The organism is Nocardia sp. NPDC003345, assembly GCF_053589395.1.
In genome coordinates this window covers 1-17,976 of record NZ_JBSFRU010000011.1, presented here as the reverse complement: position 1 = coordinate 17,976, position 17,976 = coordinate 1, and the positions used below count along the sequence as shown (strand labels likewise).

Annotated in this window: 15 protein-coding genes; 8 read left to right on the top strand and 7 right to left on the bottom strand. The window is 66.9% G+C overall.

Features of this window, described 5'->3' with window-relative positions:
* Window positions 1-14: 14 nt before the first annotated feature.
* Entirely contained in the window at window positions 15-1,022 is a 1,008-nt protein-coding gene (locus tag ACWDU1_RS02710; RefSeq protein WP_449995317.1) for a glycosyltransferase, read from the top strand.
* Window positions 1,019-2,539: a DUF2142 domain-containing protein gene (locus ACWDU1_RS02705; protein WP_449995315.1), complete on the top strand. Its 1,521-nt coding sequence runs from the start codon at window positions 1,019-1,021 to the stop codon at window positions 2,537-2,539. Before ACWDU1_RS02710 ends, ACWDU1_RS02705 begins: the two co-directional genes overlap by 4 nt.
* A gap of 84 nt (window positions 2,540-2,623) precedes the next feature.
* Here ACWDU1_RS02705 and rfbB read toward each other — a convergent pair whose 3' ends face one another.
* Window positions 2,624-3,634 (bottom strand): dTDP-glucose 4,6-dehydratase, encoded by a 1,011-nt coding sequence (gene rfbB, locus ACWDU1_RS02700; protein ID WP_449995313.1) that lies wholly within the window; start codon window positions 3,632-3,634, stop codon window positions 2,624-2,626.
* Window positions 3,635-3,689: 55 nt separating this feature from the next.
* On the opposite strand from rfbB, the gene ACWDU1_RS02695 reads away from it, so the two are divergent.
* Window positions 3,690-4,511, top strand: a complete 822-nt coding sequence (locus tag ACWDU1_RS02695) for an LLM class F420-dependent oxidoreductase (RefSeq protein ID WP_449995311.1) — start codon at window positions 3,690-3,692, stop codon at window positions 4,509-4,511.
* A gap of 7 nt (window positions 4,512-4,518) precedes the next feature.
* Here ACWDU1_RS02695 and ACWDU1_RS02690 read toward each other — a convergent pair whose 3' ends face one another.
* Together ACWDU1_RS02690 and ACWDU1_RS02685 are read right to left on the bottom strand one after the other, a co-directional pair.
* Window positions 4,519-6,501: a hypothetical protein gene (locus ACWDU1_RS02690; protein WP_449995309.1), complete on the bottom strand. Its 1,983-nt coding sequence runs from the start codon at window positions 6,499-6,501 to the stop codon at window positions 4,519-4,521.
* A 39-nt stretch (window positions 6,502-6,540) separates the two neighbouring features.
* Window positions 6,541-7,581 carry an ATP-grasp domain-containing protein gene (locus ACWDU1_RS02685; RefSeq protein WP_449995364.1) on the bottom strand — a complete coding sequence of 347 codons (1,041 nt, stop codon included), beginning with the start codon at window positions 7,579-7,581 and terminating at the stop codon, window positions 6,541-6,543.
* 548 nt (window positions 7,582-8,129) lie between these two features.
* On the opposite strand from ACWDU1_RS02685, the gene rfbA reads away from it, so the two are divergent.
* Window positions 8,130-9,002, top strand: a complete 873-nt coding sequence (rfbA, locus tag ACWDU1_RS02680; protein ID WP_449995307.1) for a glucose-1-phosphate thymidylyltransferase RfbA — start codon at window positions 8,130-8,132, stop codon at window positions 9,000-9,002.
* Window positions 9,003-9,024: 22 nt separating this feature from the next.
* Window positions 9,025-9,564 (top strand): dTDP-4-dehydrorhamnose 3,5-epimerase family protein, encoded by a 540-nt coding sequence (locus ACWDU1_RS02675; RefSeq protein ID WP_449995305.1) that lies wholly within the window; start codon window positions 9,025-9,027, stop codon window positions 9,562-9,564.
* A 61-nt stretch (window positions 9,565-9,625) separates the two neighbouring features.
* On the opposite strand, the gene ACWDU1_RS02670 is transcribed toward ACWDU1_RS02675, so the two are convergent.
* Window positions 9,626-10,252, bottom strand: coding sequence for a DUF4282 domain-containing protein (locus ACWDU1_RS02670; RefSeq protein WP_449995303.1), 627 nt, complete (start codon window positions 10,250-10,252; stop codon window positions 9,626-9,628).
* Window positions 10,253-10,466: 214 nt separating this feature from the next.
* Here ACWDU1_RS02670 and ACWDU1_RS02665 point away from each other — a divergent pair, with 214 nt between their 5' ends.
* The gene (locus ACWDU1_RS02665) at window positions 10,467-10,961 is read left to right on the top strand and encodes a hypothetical protein (RefSeq protein WP_449995301.1); all 495 of its coding nucleotides are present in this window, start codon (window positions 10,467-10,469) and stop codon (window positions 10,959-10,961) included.
* A gap of 113 nt (window positions 10,962-11,074) precedes the next feature.
* On the opposite strand, the gene ACWDU1_RS02660 is transcribed toward ACWDU1_RS02665, so the two are convergent.
* The gene (locus tag ACWDU1_RS02660) at window positions 11,075-11,536 is read right to left on the bottom strand and encodes a GtrA family protein (RefSeq protein ID WP_449995299.1); all 462 of its coding nucleotides are present in this window, start codon (window positions 11,534-11,536) and stop codon (window positions 11,075-11,077) included.
* Between the two features lie 181 nt (window positions 11,537-11,717).
* Between ACWDU1_RS02660 and ACWDU1_RS02655 the strand changes: the two genes are divergently transcribed.
* Complete coding sequence (locus ACWDU1_RS02655; protein WP_449995297.1) at window positions 11,718-13,193, top strand: FAD-binding protein; 1,476 nt, start codon at window positions 11,718-11,720, stop codon at window positions 13,191-13,193.
* Window positions 13,190-13,969 (top strand): decaprenylphospho-beta-D-erythro-pentofuranosid-2-ulose 2-reductase, encoded by a 780-nt coding sequence (locus ACWDU1_RS02650; RefSeq protein WP_449995295.1) that lies wholly within the window; start codon window positions 13,190-13,192, stop codon window positions 13,967-13,969. Before ACWDU1_RS02655 ends, ACWDU1_RS02650 begins: the two co-directional genes overlap by 4 nt.
* Before the next feature lie 162 nt (window positions 13,970-14,131).
* Here the strand turns inward: ACWDU1_RS02650 and ACWDU1_RS02645 are convergent, their stop codons facing one another.
* Entirely contained in the window at window positions 14,132-14,293 is a 162-nt protein-coding gene (locus ACWDU1_RS02645) for a hypothetical protein (protein ID WP_449995293.1), read from the bottom strand.
* Window positions 14,294-14,415: 122 nt separating this feature from the next.
* Complete coding sequence (locus ACWDU1_RS02640) at window positions 14,416-17,682, bottom strand: arabinosyltransferase domain-containing protein (protein WP_449995291.1); 3,267 nt, start codon at window positions 17,680-17,682, stop codon at window positions 14,416-14,418.
* Window positions 17,683-17,976: the final 294 nt, after the last annotated feature.

The window sequence follows — 17,976 nt, the reverse complement described above, 5'->3', positions numbered from 1 at the left end:
GAGGATTTGACCAGGTGGAATCCACCGAAAACGATGGACTGCGTATTGCTGCCGTGGTCCCGTGCCACAACGAAGAAGCGTCGGTCGCCAAGGTCGTCACCGACCTCAAGGCCGCGGTTCCCGGAATTGTCGTCTACGTCTACGACAATCTCAGCACCGACGCGACCGCCGAGAAGGCGCGTGCCGCCGGCGCGATCGTGCGCGTGGAAATGGCCAAGGGCAAGGGCAATGTGGTGCGCCGCGCCTTCGCCGATATCGAAGCCGATGTCTATCTGATGATCGACGGCGACGACACCTACGAGGCATCCGCGGCACCACAGATGATCGAGACCCTGCTCTCGGGTCCGTTCGACCACGTACTCGGTGTCCGGAAACAGGATGTCGGCGGATCGGCCTACCGGTCCGGTCACGAAACCGGAAACAAAGTCCTCAACGGCGTCGTCGGCAAGGTCTTCGGCGAGAACGTCGAAGATATGCTCAGCGGTTTCCGGGTGTTCTCCCGGCGTTTCGTGAAAAGTTTTCCCGCGGTCTCGCGCGAATTCGAGATCGAAACCGAACTCACCGTGCATTCGCTGCATCTGCGGGTTCCGCAGACCGCGGTACCCGTCGGTTTCCGGGACCGCCCGGCCGGCAGCGAGAGCAAACTGCGCACCTATCACGACGGCTTCAAGATCCTGGCACTGATCTTCGGCCTGGCCCGGCACGAGCGGCCGGTCGCGTTCTACGGCCTGTTCGGGACCCTGGGCTGGATCATCTCGGTGGTCCTGACCATCCCGATCATCGCGGAATACTACGAATCCCATACGGTCCCCCGCTTCCCCACCCTGTTCCTGGCCTGCACGTTGCTGCTGGTCGGCTTCCTGGCCTGGACCGCGGGCCTGATCCTGGACGGCATCCGCCGCTCCCGCCACGAGGCCGCGCGACTGATCTACCTGCGTTACGAGGCGCCCGCCGCACCGGCCTACCCGGCCGCCGCCACCGGCGCCGACCGGACCGGAGTGGCTGCCGAGGACGTCCGTTGACCACCGAGACCGAGACCCGCTCTGCCGGTTCCGAGCAGAACGCGGGGCGGTCCCGCCTGTCCGGACCACGTCGCGCCGGAACGGCGCTGATCGGCCGGGCGGGCCCGGCGACCGTGGCGTTCACGCTGCTGGCCGGGATCTTCGGCCTGATCTTCGCGGTGATGAGCCCGCCGTTCTGGGGGCACGACGAGCTCACCCAGTTCGGCCGGGCCTATCAGGTGGCGCACGGCGGGCTGCTGCCGTCCCAGATCGAAGACGACCGCGGGGTGTCCTACGGCGGTGAGGTGCCGGCGGCGGTCGAGGCCCTCATGGGATTCGCGCTCGACGACTACACGCACAACCCGGGTGAGCCGTTCCCGATGGTCGCCGAACCGCAGACCTACCAGCGGCTCGGTGACGCACCGGTCACCGACGACAAGAAGACGGTCTGGTTCACCAATACCGCCGCCTATTCGGCGGTCCCCTACGTCCCCAACGCGATCGGTATCCGGTTCGCCGAACTGATCGACGCCGACGCCGGCACGCTGGTGCGGCTCACCCGGCTCTCCGGCCTGGCGGCCTACCTGCTGGTGGTGGGATTCGCACTGTGGAGTCTGCGCGCGCACCGGATCCAATGGCTGGCCTTCACCGTGGCCGTCCTCCCGATCGCGGTCTTCCAGGCCGGAACCGTCACCGCCGACACTCTCACCAACGCCTTGGCGGTACTGGTGTCGGCACTGCTGGTGAAGGGTCTCTTCCTGGGCGACAGGCTGGGCCGCGCGGAAACCGTGGCAGTAATGGGCACAGCGATACTGCTCCCGCTGTGCAAACCGACCTATGTGCTGCTCGCGCTGCTGGTGGTGCTGATCCCGGCCGAGCGTATGGGACTGACCGGGTGGCGCCGGTGGCTCACCTGGGCCTGCGCCGCGCTCGGCGCGCTCGGCTTCGCGGTATGGATGAAGATCGCCGCGCCCACCGGGGAGGGCACCAGCCTCATGCGACCCCGGCACCAGTGGTACACGGTGGACACCGGCGAACAGCTGACCGGCATCCTCACCGGCCCGTTCGGTTTCCTGCGGACGTTCTGGGAGAGCATCCTGCGCCGCGATCAGGAATGGTTCACCGAATTCTTCGGCGAACTCGGTTTCTCCTACATCAACGTCCCGGCGACCGCGATCGTGGCGTGCCTGCTGGCCTTCGCGGTGGCGCTGGGCACCGCAGAACGGCTCGAACTGCCGGATTTCCGGCGCACGCTGGTGGTCGCGCTGACGATGGCGGCGAGCGTCGCGATGATCTACGTGACCCTCTACATGTCGTTCACGCCGGTGGGTTACTACATCATCGATGGGGTCCAGGGCCGGTATTTCATACCGCTGGCCATCGTGGCGTTCGCGGTGCTGCTGCGCTGGCTGCCGTTGCGGCTGCGCGGGCCCGGCGACCGCCCACCCGGCCGGGCCGCGGAATGGACGATCGTGATCGCGGCCCTCATCGCGCTGGTCACCACGGTCGCGAAGTACCACCTGTACGTCTGGGCGTAGGGGCGGTACCCCGATAGACCCGGTCGTCGCGACGGCCCGTCCCGGCGCTCGCCGGGGCGGGCCGTTCGCCGTTCGGAGGGCCGGTCAGGGGACGGCTATGGTGCGTTCCCCCGCCGCCGCGTACGCCCGTTCGGTGGACTCCTTCACCGGCCGCCACCAGGCCTCGTGCTCGCGATACCAGGCGACGGTCGCGGCCAGTCCGGTCCGGAAATCGCCGTAGCGCGGGGTCCAGCCCAGTTCGGTGCGCAGCAGGGTCGAATCGATCGCGTAGCGCTGGTCGTGGCCGGCCCGGTCGGTGACATGGTCGAAATCATCGGGTGCGCGGCCGAATTCCGCGAGGATCAGCTCGACCACGGTGCGGTTGTCCAGTTCCCCGTCCGCGCCGATCAGATAGGTCTGCCCGATCCGGCCACGTTCGAGGACCGCCCAGACCGCGCGATTGTGGTCGTCCACGTGGATCCAGTCCCGGATCTGATGCCCGGCGCCGTACAGGCGCGGTCGCACTCCGTCGATCAGATTGGTGATCTGGCGTGGGATGAACTTCTCCACATGCTGGTACGGCCCGTAATTGTTGGAGCAGTTCGACAGCGTCGCCCGGATACCGAAGGACCGGACCCAGGCCCGCACCAACATATCGCTGGCCGCTTTGGTAGCCGAGTACGGGCTCGACGGGTTGTAGGGGGTGCGCTCGGTGAACGCCGGTTCTTCCGGGCCGAGATCGCCGTACACCTCGTCGGTGGAGACGTGGTGGAACCGCACCCCGTGGTGCCGGACCGCCTGCAACAGCGAATACGTCCCGACGATATTGGTCTGCACGAAGGGCCAGGGTTCGGCCAGCGAATTGTCGTTATGCGATTCGGCGGCGAAATGGACCACCGCGTCGGAATCGCGGACCAATCGCTCCACCAGGGCCGTATCGGCGATATCGCCGTGCACGAACTCGATGCGATCGGCCACCGGATCCAGGGAGGCGCGGTTACCCGCGTAGCTGAGAGCATCCACTACGGTCACCGCGACGTCCGGGCGTTCGGCCACGGTGTATTGGACGAAGTTCGCTCCGATGAACCCGGCTCCGCCGGTCACGAGTAGGCGCACGCGTTCACTCTACGGACCGGAGAAATATTTCCGGGCGGGCGTGGTTGGACCTGACATGCTGATCGGAGTCAATACCTTCCTGACCGACGAGGGCATCGCTCCTACCGCGCTCGGACCGGCACTCGAGCAGCGTGGCTTCGACTCGCTGTTCCTCGCCGAGCACTCGCATATCCCGGCGGCGCGGCAATCGCCCTATCCGGGCGGCGGCGAACTCCCCCGGGTCTATTTCCGCACCCTCGACCCCTTCGTCGCACTCGGCTCCATCGCGGCCGTCACCGACCGGCTGACCCTGGGCACCGGGGTGACCCTGCTGATCCAGCGCGATGTCATCCACACCGCCAAGGAGGTCGCCACGGTCGACCGGATCTCGAACGGCCGGGCCGTATTCGGTGTGGGTGTCGGCTGGAACCGGGAGGAGATGGCCGATCACGGCACCGATCCCCGGACCCGCGGCGCCCGCCTCGACGAACAACTCGCCGCGATCACCCGCATATGGACCGACGAACTCGCCGAATACCACGGTGAGCACATCGATTTCGACCCGATGTACGCCTGGCCCAAACCGGTGCAGACCCCGCATCCGCCGATTCTGATCGGCGGCGGAGAGGTGGCCGCGAAACGCGCGATCCGGCTCGGCCTGGGCTGGATCCCGAACGGGGTGACGGAAGCGGGGGCGGTCGCCGGGCAGCTGGCCGTGATCGCCGGCCACGATGTCCCGGTCACGGTCACGGCGGTACCACCCGATCCGGCGGTGCTGGACGCCTACGCCGCGGCGGGCGTCGAGCGGGTGACTCTGCGCCTGGCGACGCGTCCGGCCGAGGAAACCTTGCGCACGCTGGACGAATGGACTCCCCTGATCGACCGGTACCGCGGCTGAGCGCTGGTCACATCAGGAGGCGATTGGCTCCCCAGCTGCGCTTGACGTAACCGATCACCCGGTCCAGCTCCTCCCGGTTCACCGACGCCAGCTCGCCCGGTTCCAGTGGATCGAAATGGAAGATGTAGAGGCGGGAGGCGAACTGTTCGAAGGGCAGCGAGGCCTCACCGAACCGTTCGCCCTGACCCGCGGTGCCGACCACCACGCCGTCACCCCAGTCCTGGCCGCTGTCGTTGTTGGGGTTGTAGAAGTAGACCCGCATCTGCTCCTGCGGATCGAGGGCCACCCGCAGGATGGTGATCGCATGCCAGCCGACGAACCGGGCCGCGCTGTCGGTGACGGCGATCCCGGCGGGCTGGGGGTGGATCAGCGGCTGGTTGCCGTTGTGGAACGGGTGGTAGCCGGCGTAGAAGTGCCGGAGGAACTCGTCCAGATCGATCAGGTTGCCCGTGGCTACGTCGACATTGATCCGGAAGCCCCGCCCCGACCACCAGCCGTGGAATTCGGGGTTCACCCAGCGGTGCGGATCGCCGTCGCGGTCCGCGCAGGCCCGTCCCATTTCCGCGTAGATGCGGTCCAGATGGGGCACCACCAGCAGCGATACCGGGTCCAAGTCCACCGGCAGTTCGGTCGCCAGGCCCGCCGCGCTGTCACGCGAGGAGATCGGGCGACCCTCGAAATGCATGACGACCTCGTCGTCGCGCGCCGCCCAGACCACGATCTGCAGCAGATAGTCGGGGTCGTTGTAGGCCCACATGGACAGCGCCCGGGCGGACTGACAGGTCGGATTGTCACCTTGGCCCACCCCGAGCGGCTGCCCCAGGATGGACAACACACCCGCCAGCAACCGGGCCCGCGGGGACGGCGAGGGTCCGAACGCCTCGTTCAGGCGCTGCTGGGCGTGTGGCGACAGCTGCAGGGCCAGCTGCCGCCACAGCGCCGGCGCGACCGGTCCCTCGTAGAGAATCCCGCGTTCGAGCATCAGAGCCAGCCCGTAGATGCACTGGGCGGTCTCCACATGCACCGCCTCGGCGATGAGGCTGCGGACCAGTTCGTGATAGCACAGCAGGCTCTCCCGCCCGGTGCTGGACAGGCCCAGCGCCTCCCCGAGCAGGTACTCGCCCTTGCCGAGCAGGAATCGCACCAGTACGGCGTGGTACGGCGAGACCAGCCCGGTGTCGTGCATCGACCGCGCGAAGCCCGCGGTCTCGTACTGCAGGGCGGAGGCGTCCATCGTTTCCAGCCGGGTGCGATAGACCTCCACGCCCGGATCCTCCCGGCAGGCGTCGGTGGTGCCGTACAGACTGCTGATCAACCGATCGGCACCGAGCCCGCTGGCGCCCAGATCGATCTCGGGGTTGCTGCGGGCGACCGCGATCTGGGTGATCATCTGTTTGACCGGTTCCACCTGGATCGGCCGCTGGCGCAGGATCCGCCAGATCTCGTCGACGAGATTCTCGAGGACCTTCTCGTAGCCGATCTCCTCCACCAGATGCCGGAGCAGTTCCCGCGAAACCTGCGCCATCCGGCCCTGCCGCACCCGTTCGGTCTCGGACGGGGGCGTGAACAGCAGGGTGATATTGATCGCCAGCACATGCGACAGGTGATGATGCGCCTCTTCGGCGGACACCATCGGATGCGCGTACTCACCCTTCGCCACGGCCAGCAGCCGCAGGTCACTCACGGTTTCCAGCACCACGGTGTCGGCATTGGCACTGCGTAGCGACCCGGTGCTCAGCGACGGGATCAAGATCTGGGGCCGCGCCCAGTCCGTACCCAGGAACAATCCCGCCGCCTCCAGCCGGGCCGCGCGCGCCCGGACCGCGGCGCACCCGCCGGGTAGCGGCAGCACCCGGCGCAGGGCGCCGAGCACCCGTGACAGCTTCACCTGCTTGCCGAATTCGCTGGTATCGGCGAGTGCCTGTGTGGCGCCGTCCAATGTGGCCAGATGTCTGTCCAGGGACGTCCCGCCGCCGTTGACTGGACTCAAGAGCCGAACCTCCCCGGCCGAACCGTTGTGCCGAACGGTTCAGATATAGAAATCGAGTTCTTCCTGTCGTTTCAACAGATCCCGCAGAGTGTACGGGTCGTCTCCGAAGAAGTACAGAAGTCCCCAATGGTTTCCGAACGCCGTGCGTTTGGTTACTTTCTCGGTCAATGGCGAGGACAACTCGTGCGATTCGAAGTATTCATGATCTTCGGTCTCCTCCGGTAGCGACAGCTGGCTCACCACACGCCTGCGGGGGTATACACCGAAGGTGCCGGCATGCCCGACCGCGTCCACCACCTCTTGCGGGAAGAATTCGGTGATCTCCTCCTCCGTCGTCTTCGGATCGAAGGCCAGGACCAGCGCATGGTAGGCATTGAATCCGTAGGCTCGCTCCAGGAGTTCGAACACCTTGAAACCGGGCGGGCGGTAGGCGACCTCGCCGAAATACATCTCGCCGTCGCTCGTCACAAAATACTCGGGATGCACGAAGCCGAATTCGATATCGAACGTCTTGATGAGACGTTCGACCTGCCGCGTTATCTCCGGCCGGTACTTTTCCAGTTCCGGGGTGGCGGGAACGAATACCGAATAACCCAGCGTCACATACTCGGATATGTTCAGGAACCGGATCTTCCCGTTGTGTATCCACGCCTCCACCGCGAATTCCCAGCCGTCGAGATGGGATTCCATCAGCACCGGGAACTCGTCGTCGGGGATCGTGTCGATCTCGTCGGGCGTCCGGATGACCCGATGTCCCAGGCAGCCGGCCTTGTCGAAGGCTTTGACATGAATCGGGTCGTTGGGGTCGCCGTCCAGTTTCATCAACGTCTGATTGACGCGCTTCAGGAACCGGATGACATCGTCCCGTTCGTGGGCCTCCTCGAAAATACCCACGCGAATTCCGCCGAGCTGCGCCCGGCGTTTCATCAGCGATTTGTCGCGTAGCAGCATCGCCTGCCCGAACAGCCGTGGGTTGTCCATCAGGACGGAATTGATCGCCCCGGCCCATTCGACGGTTTCCTCGAAGATCGGGATGGCTACATCGACCCCCATGTCCTGCAGCGTCTCCGCAATTTCCATCGAACGATCGTTGAGGCGTTCGAAGTTCCAGGGTACATATGGAATATCGTATTCTTCGCAATATTCACGCGCCCAGTCCGGCGCGACGACGACATAACGGCGATCGAATCGGTCCACGGCCTCGACGGCGTTGAGACTCCAGCCGAGAAGCGCGATATAACCCTTCTCGGGGTTCCGGTTTCTGGACTCCTTTTCCGGAATCGACAAGACGTGCCCCTCTCAATCCATTTTCACAGCGTCAGATTCAGGAGGGCGCGATCTCATCGCCTCGTCCCGGCTGCCCCGGCGGAACGGGCCTCGGGCGATACTTCACCCGAATCCGAGTCAATCGTCTCGATACGATTCCGGATCGGATCTTCTTATCGCCCTCATTGTCGGGGGGTACCCGGAGCGGGCGAAACCAAACCGGCACAGGACCGTAACGCCGATGCCGGGCAGGCCCCGCCGGTCATCAGGGTCGCTGCCGGCCCCTGCCCCGGCACCGGTTGTCCGCCGCTAACGCAACCGCACGCGGGACCGTATGCCCCGGGCTGGCAGACTCAGCGGATATGCGCGGAATCATTCTGGCGGGCGGCACCGGGTCGCGTTTGCATCCGATCACGCGCGGAGTGAGCAAACAGCTGGTCCCGGTCTACGACAAGCCGATGGTCTACTACCCGCTGTCCACCCTCATGCTCGCCGGGATCCGGGACGTGCTGGTGATCACCACACCCGAGGACGCCGAATCCTTCACCCGGCTACTCGGCGACGGCTCCCAGTTCGGGATCGCGATCAGCTATGTCGTACAACCGGTTCCCGACGGGCTGGCCCGGGCCTTCGTCCTGGGCGCCGGCCATATCGGCACCGATTCCGCCGCCCTGGTGCTCGGCGACAACATATTCCACGGCCCCGGACTCGGCACCAGCCTGCACCGCTTCGCCCATCTGGACGGCGGCGCCATCTTCGCCTACCGGGTCTCGGACCCGACCGCCTACGGCGTGGTCGAATTCGAGGACGGCAGGGCCATTTCGATCGAGGAGAAACCGAAGGTCCCACGGTCGAACTACGCGGTGCCGGGCCTGTATTTCTACGACAACGACGTGGTGGAGATCGCCCGCGCCCTCACTCCCTCGGCCCGCGGCGAATACGAGATCAGCGATATCAACCGGGCCTATCTCGAGGCAGGGCGGCTCAGTGTCGATGTCCTTGCCCGCGGGACCGCCTGGCTGGACACCGGCACCTTCGATTCGCTACTGGACGCGGCGAACTATGTGCGCACCATCGAGGAACGGCAGGGACTGAAGATCGGGGTACCGGAGGAGGTGGCGTGGCGAATGGGCTATATCGACGACGAGCAGCTGTGCCTGCTGGCCGACCCGCTCACCCGATCCGGATACGGTAAGTACCTGCTCGATCTGCTCGAGCACGGACGAAGTTGGTGAGTGTGTAGTGCGGATCAGTGAGATGGCGGTCCCCGGCGCCTGGGTGTTCACCCCCCGGGTCCACGGCGACGCCCGGGGCGCTTTCGCCGAGACCTTCCGGGCCTCGGAATTCGAGAAGGCCACCGGCAGGACTCTCGATCTGCTGCAGGTGAACACCTCGGTCTCCGCCGCGGGGGTACTGCGCGGGATCCACTACACCGATGATCCCCCCGGGCAGGCCAAGTATGTGACCTGCGCCTACGGCGCTTTCCTGGACGTGGTGGTGGATCTGCGGCCGGGCTCGCCCACCTTCGGGCGCTGGGACAGCGTGGTACTCGACGATCTCGACCGCCGTTCGGTCTTCCTGTCCGAGGGACTGGGACACGCTGTCCTCTCCCTCCAGGACGGCTCGGTCCTGACCTATCTGTGCTCACTGGAATACAGCCCCGGGCACGACCACGACCTGGACGCGCTGGACCCGGACCTGGCCATCGACTGGCCGGTCACCGGGCGCGACGGCCGGCCGCTGACCTATCTGCGTTCGGCGAAGGACGAAGCCGCGCCACGGTTGCGGGATCGCTGAGCCGCGCCGGCGCCACGGACGTCCGGGCGGGGGCCCGCCGGGAGACCCCCGGCAGCACGGGCTATTTGCGGGTTCCGCGCCGGAACCGCCAGAACTGCACCGCCCGCACGTCCTCGGAGAGCTGATTCATCGGTTCGGCCACATCCGAGAGCACATGGAACAGATCGTCGGCCATATCGCTGATGTGCTCGACCCGGGTCGCCAGCCGGGACGCGTTCACCAGGAATTCCAGCAGCAGCCGCACGGCCGCGGCGATCGAGAGCGCCAGCGGCACCGACAGCAGGGCCGCCAGCACCCCGAGCAGTGCCGATGCCTGCCAGGCCAGCACCGTCAGCGCGACCGGCGCGGCGAGGGCGAAGGCCAGGCCGAGCAGATAGACCAGCGGCAGCAGGGTCCGGGTGACGGGCCGGCGGAACTGGACGTCGAGCAGGCCGCGCACGGCGTCGGCGCCCCACTGCCGGACGTTCGCCGGGCCCGGCTCGGGGCGTCGCTCGTCCTCCTCGGCCGCCGCGGCGTCGGCGAAGCGCCGGGCGGCCGCCGCCCGCCAGCTCGGGCGGCGGCGCGGCCGGCGCACGGCCGGCCCGAGGGGCTCGGCGGAGCCGGTTCCGGTTCCGTTCACCGGTTCCGGCGGCCCGGATGACGCCGCCGGCCCGGTATCCGGAGCCTCGTCGGATGAGTCAGTGGCCATACCCGGATCCTCCCTGGATTCCGGCCCGTAAGCCAACAGGTGACCCGCCGATCCGGCCGGCCGGACGCCCCGATCGACTTGTGCGAACCGGACATAGCCGGGGGCCGAAGATGAGAGGAACCCGACAGTGGAAAAAAATCTCTGGATGGGCGTAACGCCCCGGGCACCCGGCACCGATACGAACCATGAAAGCCGGAGCTCAATAAACCGGGGAATGGAGATGACAGTGCGTACGACGTTTCCGACTTCCGTCTCGGCGGCCGCCAAGTCCGCTGCCGCGCGGGATTATGCCCAGCGTGGCTGGACTGTCGCCGAAACGACCAACGGCCTGTGCCTGATCACCGACGAAGACCTGTCCGCCGTCGAGGTCACCGGGGAGTTGGCCGCGTCGGTCCGCCGCTATCTGCGCGCGAACGATCTGACCGGTCCGGTGATCGAGATTCCGGGGCCCGAGCGCCGTGAAATCCATCTGGTCACCGGAATGCGCAAGGCCCAGCGTGCCGTCGAGGCGCTGCGCGAGGCCGGCGCGGTCGTCCACACCGACGGCGACGGAATCCCGCTGCCCCCGACCCACCTCTCGGCCGGTTCGGCCAGCTGGGGCGTGGGTCCCGACGAGGCCCGCTGGGTACCCCCGGTGGTCGCCCTCGGCGCCGCGGTGCGTTCGTCATTGGCCCGCCGGGCCCGCCGGCTGACCAGCGTCGCCTGCTGAACAACCCCGGGCGACCGCCCGGTACGAACCCGACAGCGATGAGCCCCGGTCCGCGAGGACCCGGGGCTCATCGTTGTGTCGTGTGACCGGAGTCCGGTCCGTAGCCGGAACCCTCAGCGGATCCGGAAGATCACCAGACGCTGCACCACGAAGTTGATGACCGTCGCCGTGCCCTGCGCGATCACATACGCCACCGGGACCCGCCACCACAGACCGTCGTCCAGAAGGTGGTAGAAGACCCAGTTGATGCCGACCTGGACCGTGAAGGTGACCGCGTACAGCGCGACCACGGCCAGGAACCGCGCCCGGCTGGGCGGGGCGTTGAAGGTCCAGCGCCGGTTCAGCAGATAGGCGGTCGTGGTCCCGGCGATGAAACCGATCGCCTTGGCCGGATTCACCGGCATATCGAGCACTTCGAGCAGCAGCAGATACAGGCCGAAGTCGACGACCGCCGACAGCGCGCCGGTGGCCACGAAGCGCAGCAATTGCGTTTTCAGGCCGATCGGAGCGCTCTGCTCTCCCGGAGCCTCGGATTCGGGACCGGTGGGCACCGGAAACGCGGGAACTTCGGTCATATCTGCACCATCGCCCGGCGCAACCCGGGCGCTCCGGTCTACTGCGTTGCTTTCAGGGGGCACCGCCCGAAATGTACTTGCCCGGCCGCGGCCGGGGGATCACGGGTGGGTCACGGCAACGGGATCCGGAGATCGGAACGAGTTGAACCGGAATCCACCGATACCTGTAGCCTCTTAGCCGATGTCCACGAAAGCTCCGACCTCGAATCAGGCGTCCGGTACCGAGACCTCGGCGGCCGGTGAACCCGACACCGGAGGTACCGGGTTCACGCTACCCACCCAGACCCGGACCCTCACCGGTTGGGCGCGTACGGCGGCGACGTCCGCCGAGGTGCTCTCCACGAGTGATCCGGAACTCATCGCCAAGGCCGTGGCCATGGTCGCCGAGGACAACGACGGGAAACCGGCGCATCTGCGGCGCGGCGTGATCGCCCGCGGTCTCGGCCGCTCCTACGGCGACAACGCGCAGAACGCGGGCGGTCTGGTCATCGATATGGCTGCGCTGAACAAGATCCACCGCATCGACCAGGACACCCGGCTGGTGGACGTCGACGCGGGCGTGAATCTGGATCAGCTGATGAAGGCCGCACTGCCCTTCGGTCTGTGGGTCCCGGTGCTCCCGGGCACCCGGCAGGTCACCGTGGGTGGCGCCATCGGCTCCGATATCCACGGTAAGAACCATCACAGCGCCGGCAGCTTCGGCAACCATGTGCGCTCGATCCAGCTCCTCACCGCCGACGGCCAGGTGCAGACCATCGGCCCCAAGAAGAACGCCAAACTGTTCTGGGCCACGGTCGGCGGCTGCGGCCTCACCGGCATCATCCTGCGGGCCACCATCGAGATGACCCCCACCGAGACCGCCTACTTCATCGCCGACGGCGATGTCACCAGCGGGCTCGACGAAACCATCGCCTTCCACAGCGACGGCACCGAGGACAACTACGAGTACAGCTCGGCCTGGTTCGACGCGCTCAGCCCGATGCCCAAACTGGGCCGGGCGGTGATCTCGCGCGGTTCGCTGGCCAAACTGGATCAGCTGCCCGCGAAACTACAGAAGAACCCGCTGGGCTTCACCGGGAAGACCTATCTCACCTTCCCCGATGTGTTCCCGAACGGCCTGCTCAACAACAAGACCTTCACCCTCGCCACCGAGATCTGGTACCGCAAGGGCGCGACCTACCGGCAGAAGCCGCAGGATCTGACGGCCTTCTACCACCCGCTCGATATGCTCGGCGAGTGGAACCGCGCCTACGGGACGCGAGGCTTTCTGCAGTACCAGTTCGTGGTCCCGCCGGAAGCGGTCGAGGAATTCAAGAAGATCCTCATCGATATCCAGGCCAGCGGGCACTATTCGTTCCTCAATGTGTTCAAGCTCTTCGGCGCCGGTAATCAGGCCCCGCTGAGCTTCCCGATCCCCGGCTGGAACGTCTGCCTGGACTTCCCGATCGCGCCGGGGCTCAACGAGTTCGTCACCGAACTGGACCGCCGGGTACTGGAATTCGGCGGCCGGCTCTACACCGGTAAGGATTCGCGCACCACCGCCGAAACCTTCCACCAGATGTATCCCCGGATCGACGAGTGGATCAAGGTACGCCGCAGCGTCGATCCCACAGGCGTTTTCATGTCCGATATGGCGAGAAGGCTGGAGCTTCAGTGATCAACGCGGTAGGCAATCCGCAGTCCATTCTGCTGTTCGGCGGGACCTCGGAAATCGGCCTCGCGATCTGCGCGGAATACCTGAAAAAGGGTCCGGCGCGGGTGATCCTGGCGGTCGTGCCGGGTGATCCGCTGCGCGATACCGCGGTCGCCCAGATGAAGGCCGCCGGCGCGAACCAGGTCGATGTGATCGATTTCGACGCGCTCGATACCGACAGCCACCCGAAGGTCGTCGATCAGGCCTGGGCCGACGGCGATATCGATGTCGCGATCGTGGCATTCGGTCTGCTCGGCAATGCCGAGGAGCTGTGGCAGGACCAGCGTAAAGCGGTGCAGATCGCGCAGATCAACTACACCGCCGCGGTTTCGGTGGGCGTGCTGATCGGCGAGAAGATGAAGGCCCAGGGCTACGGTCGCGTGATCGCGATGTCGTCGGCGGCCGGTGAGCGGGTGCGCCGCTCCAACTTCGTCTACGGCTCCACCAAGGCCGGGCTCGACGGTTTCTACCTCGGCCTCGGCGAGGCGCTGCGCCCCCACGGGCCACGGGTCCTGGTGATCCGGCCCGGGCAGGTCCGCACGACCACCACCATCGAGCACTGGAAGGCCACGGGCGCCAAAGAGGCTCCGTTCACGGTGGACAAGGAAGAGGTCGCCGCGCTGGCGGTGGACGCCTCGGAGAAGGGCAAGGAGCTCATCTGGGCGCCGGGCGCGTTCCGGTACGTGATGATGATCCTGCGCCATATCCCGCGCCCGATCTTCCGCAAACTGCCCGTCTGATTCGCGGTGGCCCGGCCGGTGCGCCGGGCTTCCCGCTGTCCCACACGGGTCGGGACTCCCCCGAAACTTCGAGGGCCGTCGCTCCGGATCTCTCCGGTGCGACGGCCCTCGTCGTATTCGGTCTCACCTCCCGCGCACGGTCGCCCGTGGTCGCGGCGGCTGTCAAACGCGTGTCATCCGCTGGCCCAATTCCCGGCGCAGCACCTCCTGAGACGGCAGGCGTCCGAGGACGCGTAATACCGACGGTCGTAGTTCTCGTTGCTCCTCGTCGGTGAGCAAGCCGACGAGATCGCGCAGTTCCATATCATCGAAGGCCGAGTTCATGCGTCCCAGGGTACGGCGCTCACCGGCATTCGTCATCCGTTCCGGAATTCCCTCACCTGGAAATAAACCAAGATGTGAGGGATGCCACATGATAGACGAGTTTCGATGTAGCGCAAGCCAGTTCACTTCTCACGGATGGGATCGTCGACCGCTCGGCCGCCCCGGGTTTCCGCGGAAACGGACAAATCGGCAGGTCGGGCGTCCGGCCGGTAGGGGGTGTAGCGCTCGAGCGAACCCCAGTCGCGCGCCCAGTCGTCGGAGAGATAGGTCGCGGCCGAATCGGCTTCCAGCAGTAGCTCTGTCCAGCCCAGTGGACCGCCGCCGATATGGTCCTGCCACGCGTTGGAGGCATCCGAACCGACCCGGTCGGGCAGGATGCGCCAGCGCGGTACCTCGGCCACCCCGTGGCTGTGATCGAACGGTCGCTGGCAACCGAACGCCAGCCCAACATGCCAATCCAGCAGAACCGGATCGGTATGGCCGACAACCGAATCCAGGGTGGCCAGCCGGGGCAGCCGGGGCGGGGTGAGCGCCAGCCACTGCCGGCCGGTGATGTCGTTGTCGACCGCGACCACCCGGACCGCGTTCACCTCGCGCGGCAGCTGGTCCAGCGGCACCCGCAGATTGCGCCAGGACGGGTTCGGCCCGATATCCAGCGGGGTCACCGCGCCGAGCACCCGCATGGTGCCGTCGGCGGCACGGGTCCCGTACTCCACGGTCACATCCTGGCCGTAGGTCATCACACCGTCGGCGTCCACCGATTTGATACGCCCGGCCGCGGTGAGCGCGAGCACCCGGTAGGCCGGGTCGGCCCGCATCTCGTCGGTGAGGTCGAGGCGGTACCACTGCGAGGTCAGTTTCGCCTGCTGCTGGTCGCCGGATACGTAACTACCGAGCACCGGCGTCCGGGCCGGGTCCAGGCCGAAAGGCAGTGCCACCGTGGAACCGTTGATCCCGGGCTGTACCGAGGTGCCGCCGCCGGTACCGGCGCCGGTGGTGGAGGTGGTCTTGTTCTCGGTATCGGATTCGACCGAGTTCGCTCCGCCGGAGACGGTCTCCTCGGCGTCGGCGGTCAGATCCTCGGCCACGCCGTCCGGGGTGAAACCGCTGGTCGTCGCATCGGGTTCGGTGGAGACCAGCCCGTTCGCCGGATCGCCCTCGTAGGGCTGCAGCAGCGAATCGGCGGTATTCGTCTCCACCAGTACGTCATCGGCCAGTCCGCACGAATCCCCGGCGACCGCGCGCAGATTAGATTTCGCGATCGAATAGGCGGGGTACTGGTCGATGGCGGCCTTCGTGAGCGAGGCGATCTCGAACAGCACCAGCAGCCCGGCGGCGATGGTGAGCGGCGCTGTGTATACGGCGCGCTGGCGCGCGCTGGTTCGGGGCCGAGGTGTCCCCTCCGGACCTGGGCGAGTGTGCGAGCCGGGTTTATACGGAGCCCGGTAGTGCAGCCACAATGCCAGCAGCAGTGCGAGCACGCTGAGCCCAAGGAAAACGGTCGACAGGCCCTTACCCGCGACCAGCGGCGCCTTGTCCCACCACGGGACACCGTAACTGGAGACGTACCACCAGCCGTTGGACCCGGTGAACGTGATCGCCAGCAGAAACAGCACCGCGGCGGCGAACAGAGCGCGGTTGCGTGGGGCCCGGATACCGTTGGTACCCACCGCCACCGCGGCCAGGGCGGCGAGCGAGCCGGCCAGACCCGCGTACACACCGAAATGGTGGGTCCATTTGGTGGGAGTGAACATCATCAGCAGCAGCGAGGCGAACACGATCCCGAGAATGCGTACCGACGGGCCCCGCGAGGTACCGGGAATCCGGCCCTTCCGCAGCACCTGCAGCACGCAGACCAGCAGGCACAGCAGCATGAGCAGCACACCGAAGCGGCGCGCGAGCGAGCCGTCCGGGGAGAGCATCAGCAGCGAATCCCAGCGGGTGCGTTCGTCGAACCAGGCCACATTGGGGCCGACCGCGGTCCGGACCCGGGTCGCCTCCATCACGGTCGACAGCGTCTGGTCGGCGAAGACCACCACCAGCACCAGCGTCCCCGCGGTCAGGCCGGGCGCGATCAGGCTCGCGTACCGCCACACCGCGCCCGCCCCGGCACCGCCGCGGGCCCGTTTGATGATGATCTGCAGGACAGGGCGGGATCCGGCGATCAGAGCCGCGATACAGATGAGCCCGGTCGGACCGGCCGCCAGGGAGAAGGCGGCGATCAGTACCGCGATCGCGGCCGGCAGCAGGCGCGCGGTGGCGATCGCCCGTTCGATCGAACACCAGGTGAGCAGGGCCCCCGCGGCGATCAGCGGCTCCGGGCGCAGACCGTTGTCGTAGGGCAGCCAGAAGGCCAGGAACACCAGCCCGGCGGTCCACAGCGCCACCTGATTGCCGCGGACCCGGGCGCCCAGCCGGGGCAGCACCTCGCGACTGATCACCAGCCAGCAGACGATCCCGGCCAGCAGGGTGGGCAACCGCATCCACGGACTGGACTCCGAGATCCGCGTCATCCACGCCAGCACCTCGTAGGACCAGCCGAACGGCGCCTCCGGGACCCCGAACCAGCGGTAGTAGTTGGCCATATAGCCGGCCTTCTCGGAGGCCCGGGCCATATTCAGGATGTAACCGTCGTCGGAGGTGTTGGCGCCGATGAAATGCCAGACCACCAGGATGCCCAGCACCGCGCCGTCGACGATCCGGAACCGCCACCAGTGCGACGGCAGGAACCGGCGCGCGCGACGGCCGTCGGCGGTATCGAGCATATGCAGTGCCAGCAGCGCGATCACGGTGAAAACGACGGCGCCGACGATCGCGGCCGTCTTCAGCGGAGTCGGTGAGGAGGTGAAACGGGAATCGATATCGGCGTGCAACCGGATCCCGGACAGCTGCGATTCGGGCAGATCGGTGAACACACCGACCATCTGCGGCCGGATATCGCGATCCACCCGCGACCGGAAGGAGGTGCCGTCCGCCCGCGCCCCGCCCACCAGATCGGTGCTGGTCGACGCGGCGGTGGAAGTCACCGCGAGCGATTCGCAACCGCCCAGTTCGGCCCGTTCGGCCGACAGCAGCGGAACATCGCGCAGGACCACCGACAAGGTGTCACCGGTGACCGTGACCCGCAGCCCACGAGCCGACGCTTTGCCCGATTCGTCCGGAACAGTGGTCACCACCGTGCCCTCGGCCGTGCTCAGCACCGAACACGGCACGGTCAGCTCCAGCCGCTGCGGCTGGTAGCTCACCAGCGGCGCCTCGACATCGACCGTCCCCGCCTGCGGCCACTCCAGCGCGGTCCGCTCCTGCCGGACCGGCAGAAACGGCGCCAGAATCGCCAGGACGAACCCCAGTAGTCCGGAAACCAGGGCCAGCAGACGGATACGGTTCATCGCTCGGGGAGATCGGTCCGGTCGCACGGGGCTCGACTCTAGCCGTAGCTTTCGGCAAGGCCCTTGCTCGGAGGGTGGGGGGCGTCTCGGAGCTGTCCTTTCAGAGGATGGTGGTTTGGTGCCGGCCTCCAGGAGATGGTGGCTCGGAGCCGGGCTCCCAGGGGAAGGCGGCTTGGAGGCGACCTCCCAGAGGAAGGCGGTGTGGAGGCGACCTCCCAGAGGAAGGCGGTGTGGAGCTTCCCCTCCGCGAAGGGTCGGGCTGTGATTTTGGAGCGGCTCCGCCGCTCGAGGGTG

Excerpts from the sequence above, each read along its gene's own strand:
- ACWDU1_RS02640 (WP_449995291.1), bottom strand. The coding sequence starts at position 17,682 with ATGAACCGTATCCGTCTGCTGGCCCTGGTTTCCGGACTACTGGGGTTC.
- ACWDU1_RS02695 (WP_449995311.1), top strand. The coding sequence starts at position 3,690 with ATGCTGATCGGAGTCAATACCTTCCTGACCGACGAGGGCATCGCTCCT.
- ACWDU1_RS02655 (WP_449995297.1), top strand. The coding sequence starts at position 11,718 with ATGTCCACGAAAGCTCCGACCTCGAATCAGGCGTCCGGTACCGAGACC.
- ACWDU1_RS02645 (WP_449995293.1), bottom strand. The coding sequence starts at position 14,293 with ATGAACTCGGCCTTCGATGATATGGAACTGCGCGATCTCGTCGGCTTG.
- ACWDU1_RS02670 (WP_449995303.1), bottom strand. The coding sequence starts at position 10,252 with ATGGCCACTGACTCATCCGACGAGGCTCCGGATACCGGGCCGGCGGCG.
- ACWDU1_RS02675 (WP_449995305.1), top strand. The coding sequence starts at position 9,025 with ATGGCGGTCCCCGGCGCCTGGGTGTTCACCCCCCGGGTCCACGGCGAC.
- ACWDU1_RS02685 (WP_449995364.1), bottom strand. The coding sequence starts at position 7,581 with ATGGAAATTGCGGAGACGCTGCAGGACATGGGGGTCGATGTAGCCATC.
- rfbA (WP_449995307.1), top strand. The coding sequence starts at position 8,130 with ATGCGCGGAATCATTCTGGCGGGCGGCACCGGGTCGCGTTTGCATCCG.
- ACWDU1_RS02660 (WP_449995299.1), bottom strand. The coding sequence starts at position 11,536 with ATGACCGAAGTTCCCGCGTTTCCGGTGCCCACCGGTCCCGAATCCGAG.
- ACWDU1_RS02665 (WP_449995301.1), top strand. The coding sequence starts at position 10,467 with ATGGAGATGACAGTGCGTACGACGTTTCCGACTTCCGTCTCGGCGGCC.